The organism is Demequina pelophila (assembly GCF_000971175.1).
GTDB lineage: Bacteria > Actinomycetota > Actinomycetes > Actinomycetales > Demequinaceae > Demequina > Demequina pelophila.
Map to the genome: position 1 here is coordinate 930,007 of NZ_BBLY01000001.1, position 24,405 is coordinate 954,411.

Here is a 24,405-nt window from a genome sequence, read left to right on the forward strand (position 1 = left end):
CTTGCTTGCTAGGCGCGCTGCGCGAGGAACGTGAGCAGGAGTTGGCGCTGGAGCGCGAACATCTCCTTCTCCTCCTCCGGCTCCGCGTGGTCGTACCCCAGGAGGTGCAGGATGCCGTGCGTGGTGAGCAGGAGCATCTCCTCCTCCGCCGAGTGGCCGGCCTTCGCGGCCTGCGCGGCCGCGACCGTGGGGCACACGACGATGTCGCCGAGCAGGCCGGCAGGAGTGGGCTCCTCGGCGGTGCCGGGGCGCAGCTCGTCCATGGGGAAGCTCATGACGTCCGTGGGCCCGGGCAGGTCCATCCACTGCACGTGCAGCTGCTCGATGGCCGGCTCGTCGATGAACATGATCGCGAGCTCCGCGCCGTCCGCGACGTGCATCTCGCGCAGGACGTAGCGCGCGAGTTCGGCGAACTCGACCTCGTCGATGACCGCGTCGGTCTCGTTGTTGACCTCGATCACGCGTCGTCCTCCTGGGGTCGGGCCGGCCTGGCCGGGCGGTCGCGCCGCTCGCGGCCGTGGCTGTCGTGCTTGTCGCGGCGGTCGAAGCGCCGCTGCTGGCCGTCGCCCGCGCGCCGCGAACCGGCCTCGTCGGACCGCTCGTAGGCCGTGATGATGTCGCTCACCAGCCGGTGGCGCACCACGTCCTGCGCGCCCAGGCGGCAGAACGCGATGTCGTCCACCCCGGCGAGGATCTGCGACGCGACCTTGAGGCCCGAGTCCGTGCCGCCGGGCAGGTCGATCTGGGTGACGTCGCCCGTCACCACCATCGTGGCTCCGAATCCCAGCCGGGTGAGGAACATCTTCATCTGCTCGCGCGTGGTGTTCTGCGCCTCGTCGAGGATCACGAACGCGTCGTTGAGCGTGCGCCCGCGCATGTAGGCCAGCGGCGCCACCTCGATGGTGCCCGCCTCCATGAGCTTGGGGATCGACTCGGGGTCCACCATGTCGTGCAGCGCGTCGTACAGCGGGCGCAGGTAGGGATCGATCTTCTCGCTGAGCGAGCCGGGCAGGAAGCCCAGCCGCTCCCCCGCCTCCACGGCGGGGCGGGTGAGGACGATGCGGTTGACCCGCTTGGACTGCAGCGCCGCCACCGCCTGGGCCATGGCGAGGTACGTCTTGCCCGTGCCAGCCGGGCCGATGCCGAACGTGATGGTGTGCTGCTCGATGGCCTGGACGTAGTCGGCCTGGCCCTGCGTCTTGGGACGGATGGTGCGCCCGCGCGTCGACAGGATGGACCGGGACAGGACGCCCGCGGGACGCTCGGCCGCTCCACCGGCGGACGCGCCGCCCGCCGGGTCGGAACCCGAGCCCGCCCCGGCCGCGCCGCTGGCGGCGCCCGCGGCGGCCACGCCGCGCGCGGCCTCGAGCATCCGGACGGACTCGCGCGCCAGGTCGGGCGTGAGCGGCACGCCCGCGCTCATCACCGACCGCAGCTCCTCGACCGCGCCGGTCGCGGCCGCGACGTCGCCCTCCTCGCCCGACAGGGTGATGCGGTTGCCGCGGATGTGGATGTCCACCTCAGGGAACGCGCGCTCGACCTCGCGGATCACCTCGTCACCGGAGCCCAGGAGCTCGGGCATGCGCTCCGCGTCCTCGACGACCACCACCCGGGTCACGCTCACGCGGACCATCCCAGTGCGCCGCCGTTCATGATGTGGCCGTGCACATGGAACACCGTCTGGCCGGCGGAGGGCCCCGTGTTGAAGATCAGCCGGAACTCGCCGTCGCACTCGGCGTCCGCCACCTGCTGCGCGACGATCGCCATCCTCGCGAGCACCTCGGGCATCTCCCGCGCGGCCGCGGCGACGTTGGGCGCGTGCGCCTTGGGGGCCACGAGCACGTGCACCGGAGCCTTGGGGGCGATGTCGCGGAAGGCGATCACGTCCTCGGTCTCGGCCACGATGTCCGCCGGGATCTCGCCCGCCCCGATCTTGCAGAAGATGCAGTCCGTCATGCGCCCAGCGTATTCCACGTGCCCCGCCCGGCCGCGAGCGCGGCGATCGCCGCCGGGCCCGCGGAGGAGGCGCGCAGCACGTGCGGGCCCAGCACCACCGGCACGGCGCCGGCCTCCGTGAGCGCGGTCACCTCGTCGTCCGCGATGCCCCCCTCGGGGCCCACGATGCACCACACGGGCGTGCGCGCATCGTCCCAGGTCAGGGACGTGAGCGGCACGGCCGCCTCCTCGTGGAGGATCAGCACGCGCGCGCCGGCGGCGACCGCGTCGCGCACGAGCGCGGCGAGAGCGGGCGTCGCGACCGCCGGGTCGACGGCCGGCACGAGCGCGCGCCGGGACTGCTTCGCGGCGGCGAGCGCCTGGGACTCCCACGAGGCCCGACCCTTGGCGGCCTTGGGCCCCTTCCACTGGACGATGCACCGGGCGGCGGCCCACGGGACGATGCGCGTGGCGCCGAGTTCGACGGCGGCCTCCACGGCCTGCTCGTCGCGCCCGCCCTTCGCGAGCGCCTGGACCAGCACCACCTCGGGGTCGTCGTCGCGGGAGACGGCCTCGACCCGGATCTCCAGCGCGCCGTCGCCGACCGCCTCGATCGGGCCGCGGGCTCGCGTGCCCGCGCCGTCGACCAGGTCGATGACCTCCCCCACGCGGCGACGCTGGACGGTCACCGCGTGGCGCGCCTCCGGGCCGTCGAGCGCGAGCAGGTCGCCCGGGCGCGCCGACGCCGCCGCGGGCGCGACGAACACCGGGGCGCTCACGCGTCAGCGGCCCTTGAAGGCGTCGCGCAGCTTGGAGAACACGCCGCCGCCCAGCGGCGCGAGGCGCGCCTCGGGGCGCTCCTCGCCGCGCAGATCCGCGAGCCGGCGCAGCAGGTCGGCCTGCTCGTCGGTGAGGTCGTGCGGGGTGGTGACGTGGAGGTGGACGTGGAGGTCGCCGCGGCCGGCGCGCTGGAGGCGTCCGACGCCGAGCCCGCGCAGGCGGAGGGTCTCGCCGGACTGCGTGCCCGCCTTGACCTCAACCTCGCGGGGGCCGTCGAAGGTCTCGAGCGTGAGCACCGTGCCCAGCGCGGCCGCCGTCATGGGCACCTCGAGCCGGCAGTGCAGGTCGTCGCCCTCGCGCTCGAACGAGGTGTGCGCGCGCTCGCGGATCTCGATGTAGAGGTCGCCGCGCTGCCCGCCCGCGACGCCGGCGTCGCCCACGCCGGCCATGCGGATGCGGGTGCCGGTCTCGACGCCCGCGGGGATGTCGACGCGCACGTGGTGACGCGAGTGCTGGCGGCCCTGGCCGGAGCAGTCGGGGCACGGCTGCGTGATGGTGGTGCCGTAGCCGCGGCAGTTGGGGCACGGCTGGGTGGTCATCACCTGTCCCAGCAGCGAGCGGGCGACGCGCTGGACCTGGCCCGTGCCCTGGCACTGCGCGCAGCGCTGGGGCTGGGTGCCCGGGGCGCAGCAGGACCCGTGGCAGGTGCCGCACACGTCCGCGAGGTCGACGGGAACCTCGCGCGAGACGCCGAACACGGCCTCCTCGAGCGTGACGTCCGCGTGCACCAGCGTGTCGCCGCCGCGCTGGGTGCGCGACGCGGGGCCGCGCTGCTGAGCGGCGAACGGGCCGGCCCCGCCGCCGAAGAAGGTCTCGAACAGGTCCTCGAAGCCGAACCCCTGCGGACCTCCGGCGCCGCCGGAGGCCGCGCGAGGGTCGACGCCGCGGTCGTACTGCGCGCGCTTGTCCGCGTTGCCCAGCACGTCGTAGGCGGCGGCGACCTCCTTGAAGCGCTCCTCGCCCTCCGCGCCCGCGACGTCGGGGTGCAGCTCGCGCGCGAGCTTGCGGTACGCCTTCTTGATCTCCGCCTCGGAGGCGTCTCGCGAGACGCCCAGGACGCCGTAGTAGTCCTTCACTTAGTGCTCCACCACTTTCGACAGGTAGCGGGCGACGGCGCGCACGGCGGCCATCGTCCCCGGATAATCCATGCGGGTCGGTCCCAGGGCGCCCACGAGCGATGAGGCGTCGCGCCCGTAGGCGGCGGCCACGATCGAGGTGCGCGAGAGCGCCTCGTGGTGCGTCTCCGCGCCGATCCGGACCGAGACATCGTCCCCCGAGGTCGTCATCTCGTGCAACAGGCGCAGCAGGACCACCTGCTCCTCGAGCGCGTCGAGCACCGGGCCGATGCTGTCCGTCTCGAGCCCCGCCCCGGCGCGGGCCAGGTTGGAGGTGCCCGCGAAGACCACGCGCTCGACGGTGCCGCCGCGCGAGGAGGTCAGCACGGTGGCGGCCACCGCGCCGGCCCACGGGACCTGCCCGGGGCGGCCGGCCCACTCGGCGAGCGAGCGCTCGAGCTCCGCGCCACGCAGCCCCACGGAGGCCGCGTTCACCTCGGTGATCGCGCGCTCGAACGCCTCGTCCGAGGTCGGCTCGCCCAGCGGCAGGGTCTGCTGGTCCACGCGCGCGTCCTCGGACACCACGACCACGAGCGCGTGCTCGGAGCCCAGCCTGACGAGCTCGACGCGGCGCACCGCGGACTGGCGCAGCGACGGGTACTGGACCACGGCGACCTGGCGGGTGAGCTGGCTCAGCAGCCGCACCGAGCGCTCGACCACGTCGTTGACGTCCATGGCGTCGGACAGGAAGGTGCCGATCGCGCGCTTGTGCGCGTCCGGGATCGCGAGCGCCGCGATGTGGTCGACGAAGGACCGGTAGCCCTTGTCCGTGGGAATGCGCCCGGCCGACGTGTGGGGCTGGGCGATGAGGCCCTGCTCCTCGAGCACGGCCATGTCGTTGCGGATGGTCGCGGAGCTCACGCCCAGCGATCGCGTCTCCGCCAGCGCCTTCGAGCCCACCGGCTCGTGCGTCTCGACGTAGCCCTCCACGATCGCGCGGAGCACGGCCTGACGGCGTTCCTCGCTCACGTCACTCCCCTTGGCACTCGGACAACTCGAGTGCTAATCCTAGCGAACACCCCCGCGCCGCCTGCGGGCCGGGTCCGCGCGGGGCGGCGACGCGCCGCCCGGAGCCTGCGCGCACGCGGTCCGCGGGTCTAGATTGGCAGGTAGCGGGCCGGATGAGGGAACGCCGGCGCCGTCCGATCCGAGCCCAAGAAGGAAGGTCGCGACATGACCACCCCGCCTCCCCCGCCGCAGTCGCCCCCGCCGCAGGGCCCGCCGCCCCCGTCGGGCGGCGTCCCGCTCAGCCCGTCCGACGAGCGCCTCTACGCGACGCTCGCGCACGCCGGCATCATCCTGTTCGGCTTCATCCCGCCGCTGATCTTCTGGCTCGTCGGCAAGGACCGCAGCCGCTTCGTCGACGACCAGGGCAAGGAGGCGCTGAACTTCTCGATCCTGATCTCCATCGGCTACTTCGTCGCCGGCCTGCTGTCGTTCGTGCTGATCGGCCTGCTGCTCTTCCCCATCATCGGCATCCTGGCGCTCGTGTTCTGCATCATGGCCGCCATGGCCGCCAACCGCGGCGAGTACTACCGGTACCCGTTCAACTGGCGCATCATCAAGTAGTCGTCAGGGTTCGACCCCGACACGTTTCAGGGCCCCGTTCCTCCCCCGGGGGGATGCGGGGCCCTGGCGCGTGATGCCAGCCTGGTGCCATGAACGACACGACTCCCCCGCCCCCGCCGCTGCCGGCGGGCGCCGCGCCCCAGCCCGACGCGAACCCCCAGCCGGGACCCGCGCCGTCCCCCGCATCGTCCACCGGTGCATGGCCCACGCCCGAGCCCATGCTCGAATCCACGGCCCGCACCATCGCGATGCTGGTCCACCTGTCCGCGATCCTCGCGACGGTGCTCAGCGGCGGCCTGCTGTCCTTCCTCGCGCCGCTGATCATCTGGCTGCTCTACCGCGAGCGCTCCGCGCTCGTGGACTTCCACGGCAAGGCCCAGCTGAATCTCCAGCTCACGCTCCTCACCGTGGTGGTGGGAGGCACGGTGCTGGGCATCGCGACCGTCCTGTTCGGCTTCATCCTCACGGTGCCGCTCATGATCGCCTACGCGGTGTACGCGATCGTGATGGCCATCATCGCGGCCGTCCGCGCCAACCGCGGCGAGTACTACGCGATCCCGCTCGTCATCCCGTACGTGCGCTGAGCCCGCACGAGTGCCGCCGCGCTGCGTCAGTCCAGCGCGGCGGCGCGGGTGAGCCCGTCCTCGACGACGTCGACGAAGGTCGCAATGCCGGAGCCGCGCGGGTGGACGCCGTCCGGTCCCAGGATCGACGTGTCTCGCTGGACGGCCTTCTCCCAGTCCGCGAGCACCACGTTCCCGTGCCGCTCGGCCACCCCGCGGATCGCGGCATTGGTGCCGGGAATCCACGAGCGGTCGGCGTAGCCGGTCACGATGACGACCCGGCGGTCGCCCACCGCCTCGACGAGAGCCTCGGCCAGGTGGTCGTTGACCGTGGAGTTGGTGGCGAGCGCGACCACCACGTAGGGGCGCAGGGCGCCGCGGCTGGCGAGGTCGCGCAGGCGGTCGACGCCGGTCGAGAACGCCATGCCCACCTCGGCCTCGACGGTGGCGCCGGGAAGAGCCTCGGCGAGGCCTCCGGCGGAGCCCAGCGTGACCGAGTCGCCGATGACGAACACCTGGTCCCCGACGGGCGCGGCGGGGGCTGACTCCTCGGGCTCGGGCTGGGACTGCTCGGACTGCTCGGGCTCTGACTTCTCCGGGGCCGGGTCGGCGGGCGCCTCCGACGCCGCGGGCTCGGGCTTCTCCGACGCTTCGGGCGCCGCGGTGGCCTCGGGGGATGTCGCCGCCTCGGGCTCGGCGGAGGGCTCGGCCGACGGCTCGGCGGAGGGCTCGGCCGGCTCCGTGGGCGCGGAGGGCTCGGCCGCCGCATCGCCCCCGTCCCGCTCCTCCGGGGCCGCGGACGGGGCGGTCGACGGGGTCGCCGCCACGACCTGCGCGCCCTCCTGAAGTTGCATCTCGAGCGAGGTGAACTCGGGGGCGTCGGCTACGGCGGTCGCGGTGAGGCCCAGCACGGCGGCCAGGGTGCCGCCGAAGATCACGGCGCGGCGACCGCGACGGCCGCGCACCTCCGTGCGCGTCGCCTCGACCACGTCGTGCGTGGGGTACAGCCAGTCGATCAGCGCGCGTCCCGCGCGCCGGAAGCCCAGCGTGCGGACCGGCTGCTCGATCCAGCGGTACGAGGCGCTGGCGGCGGCAAGCGTCGCCGCCGCGGTGAGCGCAGCGGTCGTCCACGACGAATCGTGCACGCGGCCGCCGTCGATCATGGTGACGACGACGACGAACACCGGCCAGTGCCACAGGTAGATCCCGTACGAGCGCTCCCCCAGCCACGTGAGCGGCGCGACATCGAGCACGTGGCCGAGCGCGGGCTGCGACACCACCAGGTGGAGCACCGCGGCGGCGGCGATCGAGGCGAGCAGCAGGCCGCCGCGGTAGGTCCAGGGCGAGTCCCAGGGCATGAAGACGGCAAGCGCGCCCACGGTCACGGCGCCCAGCAGCCCGGCCGCCCAGGTGGCCGTCAGGTGGCGGGCCGTGGGGCGGATCCGGCGGATCGCGCGGTCGCTGTGCCAGAAGGCGAGCGCCGCCCCGAGCATCAGCCCGAAGGCATGGGTGTCCGTGCCCACGTAGACGCGCGTGGGGTCACCGGCCGCCGGGGCGAGCAGGGCCATCGCGATGGCGGAGACCGCGGCGACGCCGAGCGCCCAGGACGCGGCGCGACGGCGCACCATCGCCATGCCCGTAATGGCCACGACCACGAGCGGCCACACGAAGTAGAACTGCTCCTCGACCGCGAGCGACCACAGGTTCCCGAACAGATGCGGAGAGCCGGCCGCGGCGTAGCTCTGGCCCAGCAGCACCGCGAGCCAGTTGCTCGTGAACGTGGCCGCGGCGGCCAGCTGCGCGCCCACGCCGACCAGCAGGTCGCCCCAGAGCGAGCCCGCCACGGGGTCGCCGCGCAGCTGGACGGCGAGCGCGCCGAGCCCGACCGCGGACACGCACACGAGCACCACGACGACGAGCGCCGGCAGGAGCCGGCGCGCGCGATGGAGCCAGAAGCGTCGGAGCGAGATCCGGCCGGAATGGTCGCGCTCGCGCAGCAGGATGGTGGTGATCAGGAAGCCGGAGAGTACGAAGAACACGTCGACGCCGATGTACCCGCCGGGCAGCGGTGCCGGCAGCAGGTGGTAGACGACCACGAGGATGACGGCGATCGCGCGCAGGCCGTCGAGCCCCGCGATGCGGCCGAGAGCCGGCGGTCGCGTGGGGGTCGTCCGTGCCTTCGCGGCCGATGCGGTGCTGATGATGCCTACCCGGCGGCCGGGGCGGCCGCCTTCCCTTCCTGCGGTACCAAGGATAGGCGGCGGGCCGGGCGGAACCGGGCAAAGCGCGCGGCCCCCGCACGGTTCGGGCGCGTCGCCCGCCGAGCCTCCCGGAGTGTCGCGCGGCGTGTCGCGCGACCAGCGGCCGGACGCGTTGCTCAGAACGCCAGCGCGCGCACCGCGAGGTCCGCGAGCAGGCGTCCCCGGCGGGTGAGTCGCAGCGTGCCCGCGAGAGCGTCCCTGCCGTCGAGGAGCCCGTCGCCCACGAGCCGGGCGATCTGCTCGGAGCGCCCCTCGACCAGCGAGCGCGGGATGCCGTCGGCGAGCCGCAGCCGCAGCATGACGGCCTCGAGCGCCAGGTCCTCCGCGGACAGCGGCTCGACCTCGGCGGCGGGGCTCTCCCCCGCCGCGAGCCGCGCCGCGTACGCGCGGGGATGCTTGACGTTCCACCATCGGCGGGCGCCCGTGCCGTCGGGGCCGGGGCCCAGATACGAGTGCGCGCCGGGGCCCACGCCCCACCAGTCCTGGCTGTGCCAGTAGGCGACGTTGTGGCGGCAGGCGTCGGCCGGCGTGCGTGCCCAGTTGGAGACCTCGTACCAGGAGTAGCCGGCCTCGCTCAGGAGCGTGTCCGCGAGCTCGTACATGTCCGCCTGCGTGTCCGGGTCCGTGGCCGCGATCTCGCCGCGGCGCAGCTGGCCGCCCATGCGGGTCCCGGGCTCGATGACGAGGGCGTAGGCGCTCACGTGGTCGGGGCCGAGCGCGATCGCGGTCTCGAGGCTGGTCCGCCAGTCGGCGAGGGACTCGCCGGGCGTGCCGTAGATGAGGTCGAGGCTCACGGCCAGGCCCGCCGCGCGCGCGCCCTCGACCGCCCGCGCCACGTTGGCCGGCTCGTGGGTGCGGTCGAGCGTCGCAAGCACGTGCGGCACTGCGGACTGCATCCCGAGGCTCACCCGTGTGAAGCCTGCCTCCGCGAGCGTCGCGAGCGACTCGGGGGTGACCGAGTCGGGGTTCGCCTCGGTGGTGACCTCCGCATCGTCCGCCAGTCCCCAGGTGGCGCGCACGCCGGCCAGGAGGGCCGCCAGCGCGGCCGGATCGAGCATCGTCGGGGTGCCGCCGCCGAAAAAGACGGTGCGCGCGGGACGGCCGTCCCCGTGCATCGTCCCCCAGGCCATCGCCATCTCCGCCAGGGCGGCCTCGACGTAGCCCTCGCGGGTGGCGCCGGCGGCCTCGCCGGGTGCGTACGTGTTGAAGTCGCAGTAGCCGCAGCGGACCGCGCAGAACGGCACGTGGACGTAGATGCCCAGGTCGCGGGCGACCTCCGGAGCGGCGCCGTCGCGGGCGACCTCCGGAGCGGCGCCGTCGCGGGCGGCCTCCACTACTTCTTCTTGTCCGACTTCTCGGCGGGCTCGGAGGTGTTGAGCGCGGCGATGAACGCCTCCTGAGGAACCTCGACGGAGCCGATGTTCTTCATGCGCTTCTTGCCCTCCTTCTGCTTCTCGAGCAGCTTGCGCTTGCGCGAGATGTCACCGCCGTAGCACTTGGCGAGGACGTCCTTGCGGATCGCGCGGATGGTCTCGCGGGCGATGATGCGGGAGCCGACGGCGGCCTGGATGGGCACCTCGAACTGCTGGCGCGGGATGAGCTCCTTGAGCTTCGCGGTCATCATGACGCCGTAGGAGTACGCGGCGTCCTTGTGCACGATCGCGGAGAAGGCGTCCACGGGGTCGCCCTGGAGCAGGATGTCGACCTTGACGAGCGCCGCGGCCTGGTCGCCCTCGACGTCGTAGTCGAGGCTCGCGTAGCCGCGCGTGCGGGACTTGAGCTGGTCGAAGAAGTCGAACACGATCTCCGCGAGCGGGAGCGTGTAGCGCATCTCGACGCGCTCCTCGGAGAGGTAGTCCATCGAGATGAGGTTGCCGCGCTTGGACTGGCAGAGCTCCATGATGGCGCCGATGTACTCGGACGGGGCGATGATGGTCGAGCGCACCATGGGCTCGCGCACCTCGCCGATCTTGCCGCCGGGGAACTCGCTCGGGTTGGTCACCACGTGCTGTGTGCCGTCCTCCATGGTCACCTCGTAGATGACGTTGGGGGCGGTGGAGATGAGGGCGAGGTCGAACTCGCGCTCGAGGCGCTCGCGCACGATCTCGAGGTGGAGCAGGCCCAGGAAGCCCACGCGGAAGCCGAAGCCCAGCGCGGCGGAGGTCTCGGGCTCGTAGATGAGCGCCGCGTCGTTGAGCTTGAGCTTGTCGAGCGCGTCGCGCAGCACCGGGTAGTCCGAGCCGTCGATCGGGTACAGGCCCGAGTAGACCATGGGCTTGGGGTCCTCGTAGCCGCCCAGCGACTCCTGCGCGGGCCGGCGCGCGGCGGTGACCGTGTCACCCACGCGGGACTGGCGCACGTCCTTGACGCCGGTGATGAGGTAGCCCACCTCGCCCACGCCCAGGCCCTTGGTGATGACGGGCTCGGGGCTGATGACGCCGATCTCGAGCAGGTCGTGCGAGGCGCCGGTCGACATCATCTCGATGCGCTCGCGCGGGCTGAGCTTGCCGTCCACGACGCGGACGTAGGTCACCACGCCGCGGTAGGTGTCGTACACGGAGTCGAAGATCATCGCGCGGGTCGCGGCGTCCGCGTCGCCCACCGGGGCCGGGATGTCGCGGACGATGCGGTCGAGCAGCTCCGCCACGCCCTCGCCGGTCTTGCCCGAGACGCGCATGACGTCCTCCGGCTGGCAGCCCACCAGCTGGGCGAGCTCCTTCGCGTAGCGCTCGGGGTCCGCGGCGGGCAGGTCGATCTTGTTGAGCACCGGGATGATCTCGAGCTCGTTCTCCATCGCGAGGTAGAGGTTCGCGAGGGTCTGCGCCTCGATGCCCTGCGCCGCGTCGACCAGCAGCACCGCGCCCTCGCACGCCGCGAGCGAGCGGGACACCTCGTACGTGAAGTCCACGTGGCCGGGCGTGTCGATCATGTTGAGCGCGTGCGGGGTGCCGTCCGACTCCCACGGCATGCGCACGGCCTGCGACTTGATGGTGATGCCGCGCTCGCGCTCGATGTCCATGCGGTCGAGGTACTGCGCCTTCATCTGCCGCGCCTCGACCACGCCGGTGAGCTGCAGCATGCGGTCGGCCAGGGTCGACTTGCCGTGGTCGATGTGGGCGATGATGCAGAAGTTGCGGATCAGCTCCGGCTGCGTCGAGGCGGGCTCGATGCGGGGGTCGGCGCTCACGGTGATGTTCGTCCCTCGGGTCGTGCGGGCGTGGTGGACCCTCTATGTTCCCACGGTTCGGCGCCGACGCTCGCGCCGGGGCCGCGGACCAGGGGACGATGCGCGGAGTGACATCCGTCACTTCCTCCCCTTCAGCCCCGCTCACCGGGTGCCGATACAGGGACGTGCCTCCCCGCCGGGGAGCGCGCGGCCCGAGGAGGTGATGGAGTCCGTGTCAGGCGACGAGCTGTTCCGACCCGCGTTCGACGGCTCCCCCATCGGGATGGCCGTCCTGGACGCGGACGCGGCGCTGCGCGACGTCAACATGGCCTTCGCGCGGCTGGTGGGCCGCTCGGTCGCGAGCCTGCGCACCATGTCCCTCGCGGACGTCACCCACCCGGACGACGTCCAGCACCACCGCGAACTGCTCGCACAGGTGGCCTCGCGCGAGCTGCCGTACTTCCAGTCGCAGCTGCGGCTGCTGCACCGCGGCGGCGACGCGGTGTGGGCGCGGCTGACGGTCTCCCCCGGCGACCCCGGCTCCGACACGTACGTCGCCCACGTCGAGGACATCACCGAGATCCGGCGTGCGCGCGACCTGCTCGAGCGCCGCGCCCTGTACGACCACCTCACGGGGCTGGCGAACCGCACGCTGGTGCTCGACCGCACCACGCGGGCCCTCGAGTCCCGCCGCGACGACTGTTCGTCCGTCGCGTGCATCTTCCTCGACGTGGACCACTTCAAGGTGATCAACGACTCCCTGGGCCACGCCGCGGGCGACGAGATGCTGCGGGAGATCGCGCGCCGCATCCGGCGCACGGTCCGGCCGATCGACACGGTCGCGCGCCTGGGCGGGGACGAGTTCGTGGTGCTGCTCGACGGCGTCGCGAGCCAGGCGGCGGCGGAGGCGTACCTGACGGTGGTCGCCGCGGAGGTGCAGGTGCCGTTCACGCTCGCGGACCACGAGGTGGTGCCCACCGTGAGCGCCGGCCTCGCCCTGAGCGAGCCTGGCATGACCGCGGAGACGCTGCTGCGCAACGCGGACACGGCGATGTACACGGCCAAGCGGCGCGGCCGCGCCCGCATCGAGGTGTTCAGCCACGACCTGCGCTCGGACGCGCTGAGCCGGCTGTCGATCGAATCGGAGCTGCGCACCGCGATCCGCGAGGGCGAGCTGGCGGTCCACTACCAGCCGGTCGTGCGGCTCGAGGACCGCGCCGTGGTGGCCTTCGAGGCGCTGGTGCGGTGGCAGCACCCCAACCGGGGCCTGCTCATGCCCGACCAGTTCATCGAGGTGTGCGAGGAGGCCAACCTGGTGGTGCCGCTCGGCGCGTTCGTCATCACCGAGGCGTGCCGCTTCCTGGCCGACCGGCCCGGCTTCCGCGGTCAGGTGTTCGTCAACGTGTCCACCCGGCAGATCGGCGCCGCGGACCTCACCCGCGTCGTGGCCCAGGCCCTGGAGTCCACGGGCATCGCGCCGGGCCGGCTGGGTCTCGAGATCACCGAGTCCGGCGTGCTGGGCGCCACCGCGTCCGCGCGGGCGGACCTGGCGGGGCTCGCGGCGCTCGGGGTGGACCTGGTGATCGACGACTTCGGCACCGGCTACAGCGCGCTCAGCTCCGTGCTGCTCAACCCGGTCAGCGGGCTCAAGCTGGCCCGCGAGTTCACCGTGCGCCTGGGAGATGCGGCCACCGGAGACCGCATCTCCTCCACCATCGCCATGCTGTCCTCGAGCCTGGGCCTCTACGGCGTCATCGAGGGCATCGAGACCGAGCAGGAGTACGACCGCGCCCGCGCCCACGGCTGGGAGCTGGGCCAGGGCTACCTGTTCGGACGCGCCGTCCCGGCCGAACACATCGTCGTCGCCGCGGACGGGACCGCGGCCCTGGCACCGCCCGCGAGCGGGCGGCTACCGTCGATCGGATGAGCCGCTCCTCCCTCCTCAGCCTCGTCCGCCGCATCGTCAAGGCGGCGCTGTCCACGCCCGCCCCCGGCCGCAAGGCCGGACCCACGCCGGGACCCCGGCGCGGCGGCGGCAAGGGACGCGGCGCATCGTCCACCGGCTATCCGGGCGACTTCACCGGCACTCCCCGCGTCGAGTACCGCCCGGACCTGGACGGCGACCCGGACCCGGGCGAGATCGTGTGGACGTGGGTGCCCTTCGAGGAGGACCACTCGCAGGGCAAGGACCGCCCGGTGCTGCTCGTCGGGCGCGACGGCCGCTGGCTGCTGGGCCTCATGCTCACGAGCAAGGACCACGACGCGGACGCCGCGGACGAGGCCCGCTGGGGACGGCGCTGGATGGACATCGGCACCGGACCGTGGGACCGTCAGGGGCGCCCCTCCGAGGTGCGGCTCGACCGCATCATCCGGGTCGACCCGGACAAGGTGCGCCGCGAGGGCGCGATCCTCGACCGGCGCGTGTTCGACCGGGTCGCCAAGTCCCTGTAACACGGGTATCGGTGGTACGATAGGCGCTTGTGTGTGAGCGCGTTGCTCGCGCCTCACCCCAAGATTTCCACCAGAACGCAGAAGGATCGCTGTGGCCAACATCAAGTCGAAGATCAAGCGCATCGGGACCAACGAGAAGGCTCGCGCGCGCAACGTCGCCGTGAAGTCCGAGCTCAAGACCCACGTGCGCAAGGTGCGCGAGGCCGTCGCCGCGGGCGACAAGGACAACGCGCAGACCGCCCTCAAGACCGCCTCGGTCAAGCTCGACAAGGCTGTCTCGAAGGGCATCATCCACAAGAACCAGGCCGCGAACCGCAAGTCGGCGCTGGCCAAGCAGGTCGCCGCGCTGTAAAGGCCGCGACCTTCGCAGAGAGCCCCGGACCCGCCACGGCGGCCGGGGCTTTCGTCTGCGTGGGGCTCCACTCATGACCATCGCACCTCCCCGCCTCTGGCATCCGACGGCCTGCCAGGCCGCTCCACCGCACCCGCCGCGCCTGCCCGCGCTGGTGGGCCGTCAGGGCATCTTCACCGCGGACGGCGAGCGCGCCGGCTACGAGCTGCTCTACCGCGCCCACCTGCACGACACGTCGCGCGTGGACCTGTGGCCGGCCGACGCCCAGGACCGCGCGACCGAGCACGTCATCGCGGCGGCCTTCTGGCGCTCCCCCGACATCACGGTCCCCCACCCGGCGTTCGTCAACGTCACGCGCGGGTTCCTCATGTCCGGCGCGGCCCTGTCGCACTGCGACCCGGCCACGGTGGTGCTCGAGGTGCTCGAGACCGTCGAGGTGGACGATGCGCTACTCGCCCAGGTGCGCGCCCTCCGTGAGCGCGGATTCCGGATCGCGGTGGACGACTTCACCGGCACCGACTCCCAGGTGGCGCTGCTGCCCCTGGCCGACTACGTCAAGATCGACGTGCGCGACCTGGGCGCCGACGGCGGCGCCGCGCTGGTCGCGCTCGCACGGTCCGGCCGTGGTGGGCGTGAGCGGCTGCTGGTGGCCGAGCGCGTCGAGCGCGCGACCGAACTGGAGCGCTGCCGCGACCTGGGCTTCGATCTCTACCAGGGATTCTGGTTCGAGCGCGTGGCCATTCACGTCCAGGGCGGGTACGCCGCGAGCTGACCGCTCCGCGGCCCTTGTGGTGCCCGCGCGTCGTCAGCCGGATGCGAGGGAGGCGACGGTGCGCACGGCCCGCTCGAGCGCGAAGCCCGGGGCTCGCGAGGCTCCCTTGATCTCCGCATCGGCGCGGGCGAGCGCCTGCACCGCCTGGGCGAGCCGCTCCGCATCCCACCGCGCCAGGGCCTTGCGCGCCTGCTCGACCTGCCAGGGCGCCATCTTGAGGTCCACGCCGCGTCCGCGCGACGCGCCCACCTTGATGAGCTGGCGCACCTTCATCGCGAGCGCCGCGACGAGCGGCACGGGGTCCGTCCCGGTCGCGAGCGCGTGCCGGACCAGGGCGATCGCCTCGGCCTCCTTGCCGGCGATCGCGGCGTCGGCGACCGCGAAGCCGGTCGCATTGACACGGGTGCCGTAGTAGCGCGCGACGGCCTGCTCGTCGATCGAGCCCTCGACGTCGCTGACCAGCTGGGCGCACGCGGCGGCGATCTCCGCGACGTCGTCGCCCACGGCGTCCACGAGCGCCTTGACCGCCCTTCCCCGGGCCGGCCGCCCGGCGCGCTCGAACTCTCCGGTGGCAAAGTCGAGACGGGCGCGCTCGTTGTCGATCTTGGGGCAGTCGTAGCGCGGGGCACCGGCCTGCTTGAGGGTGTCGAGCAGCTTCTTTCCGCGCTGGCCGCCGTCGTGCACCACGACCACGACGCAGTCCGGGTCCGGCGCCGTGACGTAGGCGAGGGCGTCGGCGAGGAAGTCGTCGTTCATCGCCCCGGCGTTCTCGAGCACGACGATACCGGGCTCGCCGAACAGCGAGGGGCTGGTCGCGCTCACCAGGCTGCCCCGCGAGTAGCCGGCGGCATCGAGGCGCGTCACCTGGACCTCGCCGTGCGCGCGCTTCTGAACGACAATGCGCTCGACGGCGCGTGCGCGCAGGAGCTCCTCCTTGCCGTGCACCAGCACCAGGGGCGCCGGCGCCGCGCGGTGCCACGTGGGCTCCACCTGGGATCGCTGTCCTCGTCCTGCCACGCGCCTAGCCTGCCATGTCCGTCCGACACGGCAGCACCAGGCCGAGCTCGCCGGTGCCGGGCACGGCCGCGAGCGCGATGTCCCCGCAGGTGTCGGTGCGCAGCGCCACGGTGCCGGCCGCCGCGAGCATCGCCAGCGTCGCCGGCGCGGGATGGCCGTGAACGTTCCCCTCCCCCGCGCTGATGAGGCCCGCCCTGGCGCGCATCGCATCGGCCAACAACGGCGACTGGACCGCGGACCCGTGGTGGGCGACCTTGACCACGTCCACCTCGATGCCCGAGCCGAGCGTCCGCGCGAGCCGCTCCTGCCCGGCGATCTCGAGGTCGCCCAGCGCCAGCATCGTGAGGCCCCGCGCCTGCACCCACACGACCGTCGACGAGTCGTTGACCTCGGCGCCGTCGCGACTGCGCGGCGCCGGCCCCGCCTGGAGCGCGCGTACAGCGAGGCCTTCCCACGCGGCCGCGCTCCCCGCCACAGGTTCCTCGATCACGGCGCCGGTCGCCTCCGCCGAGGCCCGGGTCCGCTCCGCGGCACCGAGGGGAAGCCAGATGCGGTCGATCTCGACGATGGCCGCAGCGTCGGCGATCCCGCCCGTGTGGTCGGCGTGCTCGTGCGAGAGGACCAGCAGATCGAGCCGTGTGACGCCGAATCGCCGCAGGCATCTGTCCAGGCCGGCGCCCGAGACGCCGGTGTCGATGAGCACGGTCGCGTGGGCGCCGCGCGCGAGGATCGCGTCACCCTGTCCCACGTCGCACGCGACGATGCTCCATCCGGAGACGGTGCCGCGCAGCGGCGCGGGGAGGACCGGGCCCGCCAACCCGAGGGCCGTGGCGCCTGCCGCGAGCAGCGCGCCGCCCCGCCACGATCGCAGCCACCGCCCCCTGCCTCTCCCCCGCGCCGCCGACCCTGCGGGACCTCCGCCACCGAGGCCACTTCCGCCGAGGCGACTGCCACCGAGGCCGCCCCACGCGAGGCCGACGAGGGCGAGGAGGGCTAGCACCACCCCGGCGCCGCCGCCTGCCCAGCGGACCTCCGCCCCGGGCGCCGAGGAGAACGCGCGCGCGGCCACCGCCACCGGCCATGCGGCGCCCCCCGCCGCCCAGCCCAGTGCCCCGGCGAGCGTCGGCGCGATCACCCCGAGCGCCAGAGCACCCATGCCCAGCAGGGTCACCGCGACGGCCGCAGGAGCGGCGACCAGGTTGGCGGCGGGGGCCCAGGGCCCCACCTCAAGGCCGAAAGCGACCAGCAGCGGCATACATGCGGTCTGCGCGACCACGGTCATGGCGAGCGCATGGGCCACGCCACGACCCACCGCGCGCGACAGCCGCGCCGCCCACGGGGAGGCGAGCGTCGCGAGCCCGAGGACCGCGGACGCCGAGAGAGCGAGTCCCAGGTCCATCGCGGCCGGCGGGTCGAGGACCAGGATGGAGAGGACCGTCGCGCTGAGCGCGGGCAGGGCGGAGCTCCGCCTGCCGAGCACCAGCGCGCCAGCGCCCAGGGCGGCCATCCCGAGCGCGCGCACCACGGAGCCGCCGCCCGTCACGATCGTGGCGAGCGCGACGGCGACGCCGAGGACGGCGGGACCCGCGATCAAGCGGGGGGCCCGCGCACGACGGAGGACGCCGAGCAGGGCCGCGACCATGATCGCGAAGTGTGCGCCGGACACCGCAGTGAGGTGGGTGAGCCCAGCGATCCGCATGGCCGCCACCTGTGGCGGAGGCATGGAGGCGCGGTCCCCGAGCACCATCCCGCGCACGAGTCCGCGCACCTCGTCGGGCAGTTCCGCGGTGGCCCGCGCGAACGCGGCGCGCACGTCGATGACAACCGCCCGCCAGCCCGTGGCCGGTCTGGTCGCCACCACCGTGGCGCCCGCGAGGTCCGCGGCATCGGCGGCACGCCACGGCTCGGCGAGGCGCCCGCTGAGCACCACGGTGGCGCCCCATGAGGGTGCGTCGTCGAGGAAGGCGGACACGGTGCCCCGCGCCTCTCCACCGGAATCGCCCGGTGCAACGACCTGCCAGGTACGCGCGGCGATCGACACCCGCGCGCGGTCGGGCTCCGCGGCGAGCGGGGCCACGGAGGTCACCACGCCCGTGACCTCGACGCGACCGCCCGAGGTCGCGGCCGCCACCCACGCGCGGTCAGCCGCCGCGGTAGCTGCCGCACCCACGCCGACCACCAGCGACGCGACCACGACCACGGCGCCCGTCGCCACGGCGGCGCCGGGACGCCAGGGGGCGCCCGCTGCCCCGGTGGCGGCGCGACGCCGCGACCATCTCGTACCGACCCCATTCGTCCCGCCCCGCCGTGCGCGGGCCCAGCCCGGCCTCGTCCACCGTGCACGGGCCCATCCCGCACCGGCCCAGGCGGCGGTCGCAAGTGCCGCCGCAGCCGGCACGGCGAGCCAGGCCTCCCCGTGCCAGGCAAGAAGGGCCGCCGCCCACGCCGCAACGGCGGCGGGGAGGAGGCGCGCATCACCCACCCGCTCACACGGTCGCGGCGTCGGCGAGCCCGGCGAGGATCGCCTGCCCGACCCCGGAGACGCGGCCCAGGTCCTCCACCGAGGCGAAGGGCCCATTCGCCTCACGGTCCGCGACGATGCGCGCGGCCAGCACCGGCCCCACGCCCGACAGATCCTCGAGGCGGGACGCGCTCGCGGAGTTCAGGTTCACCGGCCCCTCCCCGTCGGGCGCCCCCTCCTCACGCACCACGATCTGCTCGCCGTCCGCGACGAATCGGGCGAGATTGACCGATGACGGATCCGCGGATCCCGTGAGCCCGCCGGCGAGCTCCACGGCATCGATGATGCGGGAGCCGGCCTCGAGTTCGACCACGCCCGGCTGCGCCACCTCTCCGGACACGTGCACGGTCATCATCGCGGGAGGCGTGGCGGCCCACGCGGCCGGAGATGCCGTGGGCTCCGCGGCGGGCGCGAGCGGCATCACGGCGGGTGGCCGAAGCCCCCACCACGCCCACGTTCCCAACACCAGCAGCACCACGACGACGGCGACAGCGGCCCGCGGTTCGATGCGCCACCGCGATGGTGCGCGCTCGGGCTCCGCATGCAGGCCGCTCGCTGCCGTGTACGCCTGGTCGGCGGCCTCGCGCAGCCCGCGCGCCCACCGCGTGCTCACATCCTCGGCATCTCCCATGCGCGCGACGGTAGGCCTGTGCTCCCTGCCGACGCTGTGAGCGGGACGCGCTCTGGGGAGAGTCGACTCAGGCGCGGTCGGGGGACATCACCGCGGCGGGCAGGTGCGGGCAGGTGCGGGCAGTGGCGGGCGCGGGCGGTGAGCCGCGGCGTCACGGCTGCGCGGGCGGGTTCGAGCCTCTGCGCTCCGGGAGGTGCTCAGTGACCAATACCAGGCATTTCGAGCACTCAGCACCTCGCGGGGCGCGCGCGACGGTGCGGCGCGCACTCAGCACCTCACAGTGCGCGCCCGACGCTGCGGCGGGCGCTCAGCACCTCACGGCGCACACACCGGAACACACACCGCAGCACGCGAAGCGCCGCTCAGTCCCCCAACACGCCCCACGGCGCCACACAAACGGCGACCGTGCCGGGACCGGTGTGCGCGGCCAGCGCCGCGCTCACGTCGCCCTCGACCGTCATGGCGGCGGACTCCGGCGCGTGGGGAACGCTGGCCGGGCCGGCGCTCAACACCGCGACCCCGCCGGTCAGCCCGCGCAGCGCCAGGTCCGCGAGGGCGTCGCGCGCGGCGTCCGCGAGCGCCGCACGCGCCCGCGCCGACGACCGGACGGGCCCGCGCATGGCCACCGCCCCGTCCACCATGTGCAGCACCGGCCGGATGCCCAGTACGCGACCCACGGCGGCGATCGCGGGGCTGATGCGCCCTCCGCGCCGCATGTAGTCGAGGGTGTCGACGGTGAACACGCAGGTGGAGCCCCGCGCGGTGCGCTCGGCGGCGTCCCTCACCGCAGCCGCCGGCGCCCCGTCCGCGGCCGCCTGGGCGGCCGCGAGCACGGCGAAGCCCTGGCCCATCGCGACGGTGCGCGAGTCGACCACCTCGACCGGGATGGGGGCCGCGGCGGCCGCGGTGCCCGCGGCCGAGAACGTCCCCGACAGGTCCTTCGACAGGGTGACGATCACCGCCTCGGCGGCCCCCGCATCGGCCGCCGCCTGGATGGCCGCGGCGAACTCCTCGGGCGAGGGCTGCGAGGTGGTGACCACGCTCCCCTCCTCGAGGCGCGCGACCACCTCCGCGGAGGTGATGTCGACGCCCTCGCGGTACCCGACGCCGTCGACGATCACCTGCAGCGGCACCACCGTCACCCCGTGCGCGGCCGCCAGCTCGGACGGCAGGGAGGCCGCCGAGTCGGTCAGGACCGCGACGCGGGACATCAGGCCGGGACGATGTTCACGAGCTTGGGAGCGCGCACGATCACGGCGCGGATGCCGGCGTCGCCGATCGCGCGCCGGGCGCCGTCCGTGGCGAGCGCGAGCTCGCGGAGCTCGTCCTCGCCGATGCCGGGGGCCACCTCGAGGCGGTCGCGCACCTTGCCCTTGACCTGGACGATGCAGGTGACGGTCTCCTCGACCAGGAGGGACTCGTCGACGGCCGGGTAGGTGGCGAGCGCGACGTCCTCATGGCCCAGCATGGACCACATGTCCTCGGCGCAGTAGGGCGCGACGAGGGACAGCAGGATGGCGACCACCTCGGCGGCCTCGCGCACGGCCGGGTCGGCCGGGCCCGCGCCCGAGTCGATGGCCTTGCGGGTGACGTTGACCAGCTCCATGACGCGCGCGACCACCACGTTGAAGCGGAAGGACTCGACCAGTTCCTGCGAGTCCTTCAGCGTGCGGTGGGTGTGGGCGCGCAGTGCGGCGTCGCCGGCGGCGGGGTCCACGCCGGGCTCGCTCGTCACGTCCCGGGCGAGGCGCCAGGCGCGCGCGAGGAACTTGGCGGAGCCGGCAGGCGAGACGTCCGCCCAGTCGATGTCGTCCTCCGGCGGGCCGGCGAACGCCATGGTGAGGCGCACGGCGTCGACGCCGAACTCGTCGAGCTGCTCGGACAGGCGCACCAGGTTGCCGCGCGACTTCGACATCGCGGAGCCGTCCATCTGCACCATGCCCTGGTTGAGCAGCGCGGAGAAGGGCTCCCCGAAGTCGACCATGCCCATGTCCCGCAGCGCCTTCGTGAAGAAGCGCGCGTAAAGCAGGTGCAGGATCGCGTGGGTCACGCCGCCCACGTACTGGTCGATGGGCGCCCAGCGCTTCGCGTCCTCGACGTCGAAGGGGGCGTCCGTGTTGGTCGGGTCGAGGTAGCGCAGGAAGTACCAGGACGAGTCCACGAAGGTGTCCATCGTGTCCGTGTCGCGCAGTGCGGCGGCGCCGCAGCGCGGGCAGGTCGTGTTCACCCAGTCCGTGGCGGCCGCCAGCGGCGACTGGCCCTTGGGCTTGAGGTCGAGGCCCTCGGCCGGGGGCAGCACCACAGGCAGCTGGTCGTCGGGCACCGGGACCTCGCCGCAGTCGTCGCAGTGGACGATCGGGATGGGCGTGCCCCAGTAGCGCTGGCGCGAGATGAGCCAGTCGCGCAGGCGGTAGTTGACCGCCTCCGCGCCGGTGCCGGCGGCGTCGAGCTCCGCGATGATCGCGGCGATCGCCTCGGCCTTGGCGAGCCCGTCGAGGCTGCCGGAGTTGACGAGCGTGCCGTCGCCGGTGGTCGCGACGCCGGACTCGGCCGGGTCGGGCAGCTCCGCGCCGTCCTCGTCGCGGCAATCGAGCACCGTGCGGACGGGCAGGTCCATCGCCTTCGCGAAGTCGAGGTCGCGCTGGTCGTGCGCGGGGACGGCCATGATCGCGCCGTGGCCGTAGTCGGCCAGCACGTAGTCCGAGGCCCAGATGGGCAGGCGCTCGCCGTTGACCGGGTTGACCGCGTGGCGCTGCAGGAACACGCCGGTCTTCTCGCGCTCGGTGGACAGGCGGTCGATCTCGGACTCGCCGCGCACCTTCTCCAGGTACGTCGCGAACGCGGCGCGCGTCTCCTCGTCGGCGTCCGCGGCGAGCTCCGCCGCCAGCTCCGAGTCCACCGCGACCACCATGAAGGTCGCGCCGTGGAGGGTGTCGGGGCGCGTCGTGTAGATGTCGATGGGCTCGTCGCGGCCCTCGATGCGGAACTTCACGTCCGCACCGGTGGAGCGCCCGATCCAGTTGCGCTGCATCGCGATGACCTTGTCGGGCCACGCGCCGCGCAGGGTCTCGAGGCCGTCGAGCAGCTCGTCCGCGTACTCGGTGACCTTGAAGTACCACTGGGTGAGCTTCTTCTTGGTGACCGGGGTGTCGCAGCGCTCGCACAGGCCGCCCACGACCTGCTCGTTCGCCAGCACGGTCTGGTCGTTCGGGCACCAGTTCACCTGGCTGGGCTTGCGGTACGCCAGGCCCTTCTCGAACATGCGCGTGAAGATCCACTGGTTCCAGCGGTAGTAGTCGGGCCGGTGCGTCATGAGCACGCGGTCCCAGTCGAACGAGCACGCGTAGCGCTTCATCGAGCGCAGCTGCTGCGCGATGTTGTCCTCGGTCCAGCCGGCGGGGTCGATGCCGCGCTTGATCGCGGCGTTCTCGGCCGGCAGGCCGAACGAGTCCCACCCGATCGGGTGGAGCACGTTGAAGCCCTTCTGAACCCAGTGGCGCGCGATGACGTCGCCCAGCGCGTACGCCTCGGCGTGGCCCATGTGCAGGTCGCCGGAGGGGTACGGGAACATGTCGAGCACGTACTTGGTGGGCCGCGCATCGTTCTCCCGGCCGGACCGGAAGGGCTGGCGCTCCTCCCACACGGGGAGCCAGCGCTCCTCGATGGCGTGGAAGTCGTAGCGGGCATCGTCGAAGGCGGGCGTCTCGGTCACCCGAGGATTCTACCGAGGGAAGCGCATGCCCTCCCGGGCCTCCGGGGACGATGCGCGGGCCGGGCGGGCCGAGCGCCCCACCGTCCGGAGAGTTCACGTGAGCGTTACAGACAATTCATGTGAGTTGCGACACTTCTGGCTGTATTTGCTCAAGTTTCCGGCGATCCTGTCGTTTGTACCGGTGCAGGCCAAGGTGCGAGGGCGGCCTGCACCACCAGCCCCTGCCTCGGAGGTCTCTGTGTTGTCGCGCGCCCATGCACTCCTGTCCCGCCCCGTCCGACTCGTCGCCGCGGGGCTCACCGCCGCGGTCGCGCTCGGCATGCTGGGCACCGCACCCGCCGCCGCGGCGGACAGCCCGCTCGAGATCATCCTGCGCGAGACCAACGACTACCGGGCCGAGCACGGCCGCTCGGCTGTGGCTCTCAACTCGGGCGTCTCCGCGGTCTCCCAGGCCTGGAGCGAGAAGATGCTCGCCTCCCGCACCCTGGCCCACAATCCCTCCTACTCGACGCAGATGCCGGGCGGCTGGTCGACCGCGGCGGAGAACGTCGCCTACGCGTGCGGCTACGGCGGCGCCAACGCGAACGCCAAGCGCATCATGCACAACTGGCGCGCGTCCGCCGGCCACGCGGAGAACATGCGCGGCGCGTTCTCGGACATCGGCATCGGAATCGCCTACGACGCCGCGACGGACTGCATGTACGCCACCCAGAACTTCGGCGCCTATCCGGCCTCGTCGACCCGTATGCCCACCGGCAGTGCATCCTCCAACACCGCCACCGTGACGGCCGATGATGGGCGATCGGCGGCAGCGGTGTCAGACTCCCTGGCGCTGCGTCGTGGGAACGTCTTCTATGTCTCGGATGAGATCAAGGCCGGCCCCGCGGATCTGGCGGTGTCGTACGGTCGGGCCTCGGATGAGGTGCTGGTGGGCGATTGGGACGGCGACGGTCAGGACAGCTTCGCGCTGCGTCGTGGTCGGACCATCTACTTCTCGAACTCGCTGACGGACCCCAACAAGGGCACCTGGTCGGTTGCGTACGGTCGTCCCTCCGACACGATCCTGGTCGGCGACTGGGACGGCGATGGCAAGGACACGTTGGCGGTGCGTCGTGGTCGGACGTACTTCATCGCCAACGCGATCAAGGCCGGCGACGCGGACAAGGTGGTCAACTATGGTCGTGCGTCGGATGCGATCCTGGTCGGCGACTGGGACGGCGACGGGACGGACACCCTGGCGGTGCGTCGTGGTCGGACGTACTTCATCGCCAACGCGATCAAGGCCGGCGACGCCGACAAGGTGGTCAACTATGGTCGTGCGTCGGATGCGACGCTGGCCGGTGACTGGGACGGCGATGGCAAGGACACGTTGACGGTGCGTCGTGGTCGGACGTACTTCATCGCCAACGCGATCAAGGCCGGTGACGCGGACAAGGTCGTGAACTTCGGCCGGGCCGGAGACACGGTCTTCGCGATCCACGTCGACCTCGACTGACCCTC

General features: G+C 73.1%; 21 protein-coding genes. 7 read left to right on the plus strand and 14 right to left on the minus strand.

The window, feature by feature from the left end:
- Positions 1 to 8: 8 nt before the first annotated feature.
- Genes ybeY through hrcA form a run of 6 tightly spaced genes read right to left on the minus strand, consistent with a single transcriptional unit; the run spans position 9 to position 4,859 of the window.
- Positions 9 to 461, minus strand: coding sequence for an rRNA maturation RNase YbeY (gene ybeY / locus AOM03_RS04320; RefSeq protein ID WP_062378540.1), 453 nt, complete (start codon positions 459 to 461; stop codon positions 9 to 11).
- Complete coding sequence (locus AOM03_RS04325) at positions 458 to 1,633, minus strand: PhoH family protein (protein WP_439645017.1); 1,176 nt, start codon at positions 1,631 to 1,633, stop codon at positions 458 to 460. The genes ybeY and AOM03_RS04325 overlap by 4 nt, the downstream gene beginning before the upstream one ends.
- Positions 1,621 to 1,956: an HIT domain-containing protein gene (locus AOM03_RS04330; protein WP_062378541.1), complete on the minus strand. Its 336-nt coding sequence runs from the start codon at positions 1,954 to 1,956 to the stop codon at positions 1,621 to 1,623. Before AOM03_RS04330 ends, AOM03_RS04325 begins: the two co-directional genes overlap by 13 nt.
- Positions 1,953 to 2,714: a 16S rRNA (uracil(1498)-N(3))-methyltransferase gene (locus AOM03_RS04335; protein ID WP_062378542.1), complete on the minus strand. Its 762-nt coding sequence runs from the start codon at positions 2,712 to 2,714 to the stop codon at positions 1,953 to 1,955. Before AOM03_RS04335 ends, AOM03_RS04330 begins: the two co-directional genes overlap by 4 nt.
- Positions 2,715 to 2,717: 3 nt before the next feature.
- Positions 2,718 to 3,851, minus strand: a complete 1,134-nt coding sequence (gene dnaJ / locus AOM03_RS04340; RefSeq protein ID WP_062378543.1) for a molecular chaperone DnaJ — start codon at positions 3,849 to 3,851, stop codon at positions 2,718 to 2,720.
- Entirely contained in the window at positions 3,852 to 4,859 is a 1,008-nt protein-coding gene (gene hrcA / locus AOM03_RS04345; RefSeq protein WP_062378544.1) for a heat-inducible transcriptional repressor HrcA, read from the minus strand.
- A gap of 204 nt (positions 4,860 to 5,063) precedes the next feature.
- Here hrcA and AOM03_RS04350 point away from each other — a divergent pair, with 204 nt between their 5' ends.
- Together AOM03_RS04350 and AOM03_RS04355 are read left to right on the plus strand one after the other, a co-directional pair.
- On the plus strand, positions 5,064 to 5,459 hold the full coding sequence (locus AOM03_RS04350) for a DUF4870 domain-containing protein (protein ID WP_082092094.1): 396 nt from the start codon (positions 5,064 to 5,066) through the stop codon (positions 5,457 to 5,459).
- Between the two features lie 89 nt (positions 5,460 to 5,548).
- Positions 5,549 to 6,043 carry a DUF4870 domain-containing protein gene (locus tag AOM03_RS04355; RefSeq protein WP_062378545.1) on the plus strand — a complete coding sequence of 165 codons (495 nt, stop codon included), beginning with the start codon at positions 5,549 to 5,551 and terminating at the stop codon, positions 6,041 to 6,043.
- 26 nt (positions 6,044 to 6,069) lie between these two features.
- Here the strand turns inward: AOM03_RS04355 and AOM03_RS04360 are convergent, their stop codons facing one another.
- The 3 genes from AOM03_RS04360 to lepA are packed head-to-tail and all read right to left on the minus strand — an operon-like array spanning position 6,070 to position 11,470.
- Positions 6,070 to 8,403, minus strand: coding sequence for an acyltransferase family protein (locus AOM03_RS04360; RefSeq protein ID WP_227589904.1), 2,334 nt, complete (start codon positions 8,401 to 8,403; stop codon positions 6,070 to 6,072).
- The gene (gene hemW / locus AOM03_RS04365) at positions 8,400 to 9,617 is read right to left on the minus strand and encodes a radical SAM family heme chaperone HemW (RefSeq protein WP_062378547.1); all 1,218 of its coding nucleotides are present in this window, start codon (positions 9,615 to 9,617) and stop codon (positions 8,400 to 8,402) included. Before hemW ends, AOM03_RS04360 begins: the two co-directional genes overlap by 4 nt.
- Entirely contained in the window at positions 9,617 to 11,470 is a 1,854-nt protein-coding gene (gene lepA / locus AOM03_RS04370) for a translation elongation factor 4 (protein ID WP_156157609.1), read from the minus strand. The genes hemW and lepA overlap by 1 nt, the downstream gene beginning before the upstream one ends.
- Before the next feature lie 202 nt (positions 11,471 to 11,672).
- On the opposite strand from lepA, the gene AOM03_RS04375 reads away from it, so the two are divergent.
- The 4 genes from AOM03_RS04375 (at position 11,673) to AOM03_RS04390 (ending at position 15,024) form a co-directional block, all read left to right on the plus strand.
- Entirely contained in the window at positions 11,673 to 13,376 is a 1,704-nt protein-coding gene (locus AOM03_RS04375; RefSeq protein ID WP_062378549.1) for a putative bifunctional diguanylate cyclase/phosphodiesterase, read from the plus strand.
- Entirely contained in the window at positions 13,373 to 13,900 is a 528-nt protein-coding gene (locus AOM03_RS04380; RefSeq protein ID WP_062378550.1) for a type II toxin-antitoxin system PemK/MazF family toxin, read from the plus strand. Before AOM03_RS04375 ends, AOM03_RS04380 begins: the two co-directional genes overlap by 4 nt.
- 91 nt (positions 13,901 to 13,991) lie before the next feature.
- Positions 13,992 to 14,252, plus strand: a complete 261-nt coding sequence (gene rpsT, locus AOM03_RS04385) for a 30S ribosomal protein S20 (protein ID WP_062378551.1) — start codon at positions 13,992 to 13,994, stop codon at positions 14,250 to 14,252.
- Between the two features lie 73 nt (positions 14,253 to 14,325).
- Positions 14,326 to 15,024: an EAL and HDOD domain-containing protein gene (locus AOM03_RS04390; protein ID WP_062378552.1), complete on the plus strand. Its 699-nt coding sequence runs from the start codon at positions 14,326 to 14,328 to the stop codon at positions 15,022 to 15,024.
- A gap of 33 nt (positions 15,025 to 15,057) precedes the next feature.
- Here AOM03_RS04390 and holA read toward each other — a convergent pair whose 3' ends face one another.
- The 5 genes from holA to leuS form a co-directional block, all read right to left on the minus strand.
- The gene (holA, locus tag AOM03_RS04395; protein ID WP_169746410.1) at positions 15,058 to 16,041 is read right to left on the minus strand and encodes a DNA polymerase III subunit delta; all 984 of its coding nucleotides are present in this window, start codon (positions 16,039 to 16,041) and stop codon (positions 15,058 to 15,060) included.
- Between the two features lie 4 nt (positions 16,042 to 16,045).
- Complete coding sequence (locus AOM03_RS04400; protein WP_162197258.1) at positions 16,046 to 18,256, minus strand: ComEC/Rec2 family competence protein; 2,211 nt, start codon at positions 18,254 to 18,256, stop codon at positions 16,046 to 16,048.
- A gap of 271 nt (positions 18,257 to 18,527) precedes the next feature.
- On the minus strand, positions 18,528 to 19,193 hold the full coding sequence (locus AOM03_RS04405; protein WP_062378554.1) for a ComEA family DNA-binding protein: 666 nt from the start codon (positions 19,191 to 19,193) through the stop codon (positions 18,528 to 18,530).
- 362 nt (positions 19,194 to 19,555) lie between these two features.
- The gene (locus tag AOM03_RS04410) at positions 19,556 to 20,404 is read right to left on the minus strand and encodes a DegV family protein (protein WP_062378555.1); all 849 of its coding nucleotides are present in this window, start codon (positions 20,402 to 20,404) and stop codon (positions 19,556 to 19,558) included.
- Positions 20,404 to 22,905 (minus strand): leucine--tRNA ligase, encoded by a 2,502-nt coding sequence (leuS, locus tag AOM03_RS04415; protein WP_062378556.1) that lies wholly within the window; start codon positions 22,903 to 22,905, stop codon positions 20,404 to 20,406. Before leuS ends, AOM03_RS04410 begins: the two co-directional genes overlap by 1 nt.
- Before the next feature lie 238 nt (positions 22,906 to 23,143).
- Here leuS and AOM03_RS04420 point away from each other — a divergent pair, with 238 nt between their 5' ends.
- On the plus strand, positions 23,144 to 24,400 hold the full coding sequence (locus AOM03_RS04420) for a CAP domain-containing protein (protein ID WP_162197259.1): 1,257 nt from the start codon (positions 23,144 to 23,146) through the stop codon (positions 24,398 to 24,400).
- The last annotated feature ends 5 nt before the right edge of the window (positions 24,401 to 24,405 follow it).

Coding starts and splice junctions, on each gene's coding strand:
- AOM03_RS04375 (WP_062378549.1), top strand. CDS start 11,673: ATGGAGTCCGTGTCAGGCGACGAGCTGTTCCGACCCGCGTTCGACGGC.
- AOM03_RS04380 (WP_062378550.1), top strand. CDS start 13,373: ATGAGCCGCTCCTCCCTCCTCAGCCTCGTCCGCCGCATCGTCAAGGCG.
- AOM03_RS04330 (WP_062378541.1), bottom strand. CDS start 1,956: ATGACGGACTGCATCTTCTGCAAGATCGGGGCGGGCGAGATCCCGGCG.
- AOM03_RS04410 (WP_062378555.1), bottom strand. CDS start 20,404: ATGTCCCGCGTCGCGGTCCTGACCGACTCGGCGGCCTCCCTGCCGTCC.
- AOM03_RS04390 (WP_062378552.1), top strand. CDS start 14,326: ATGACCATCGCACCTCCCCGCCTCTGGCATCCGACGGCCTGCCAGGCC.
- AOM03_RS04350 (WP_082092094.1), top strand. CDS start 5,064: ATGACCACCCCGCCTCCCCCGCCGCAGTCGCCCCCGCCGCAGGGCCCG.
- AOM03_RS04405 (WP_062378554.1), bottom strand. CDS start 19,193: ATGGGAGATGCCGAGGATGTGAGCACGCGGTGGGCGCGCGGGCTGCGC.
- AOM03_RS04355 (WP_062378545.1), top strand. CDS start 5,549: ATGAACGACACGACTCCCCCGCCCCCGCCGCTGCCGGCGGGCGCCGCG.
- AOM03_RS04325 (WP_439645017.1), bottom strand. CDS start 1,633: ATGGTCCGCGTGAGCGTGACCCGGGTGGTGGTCGTCGAGGACGCGGAG.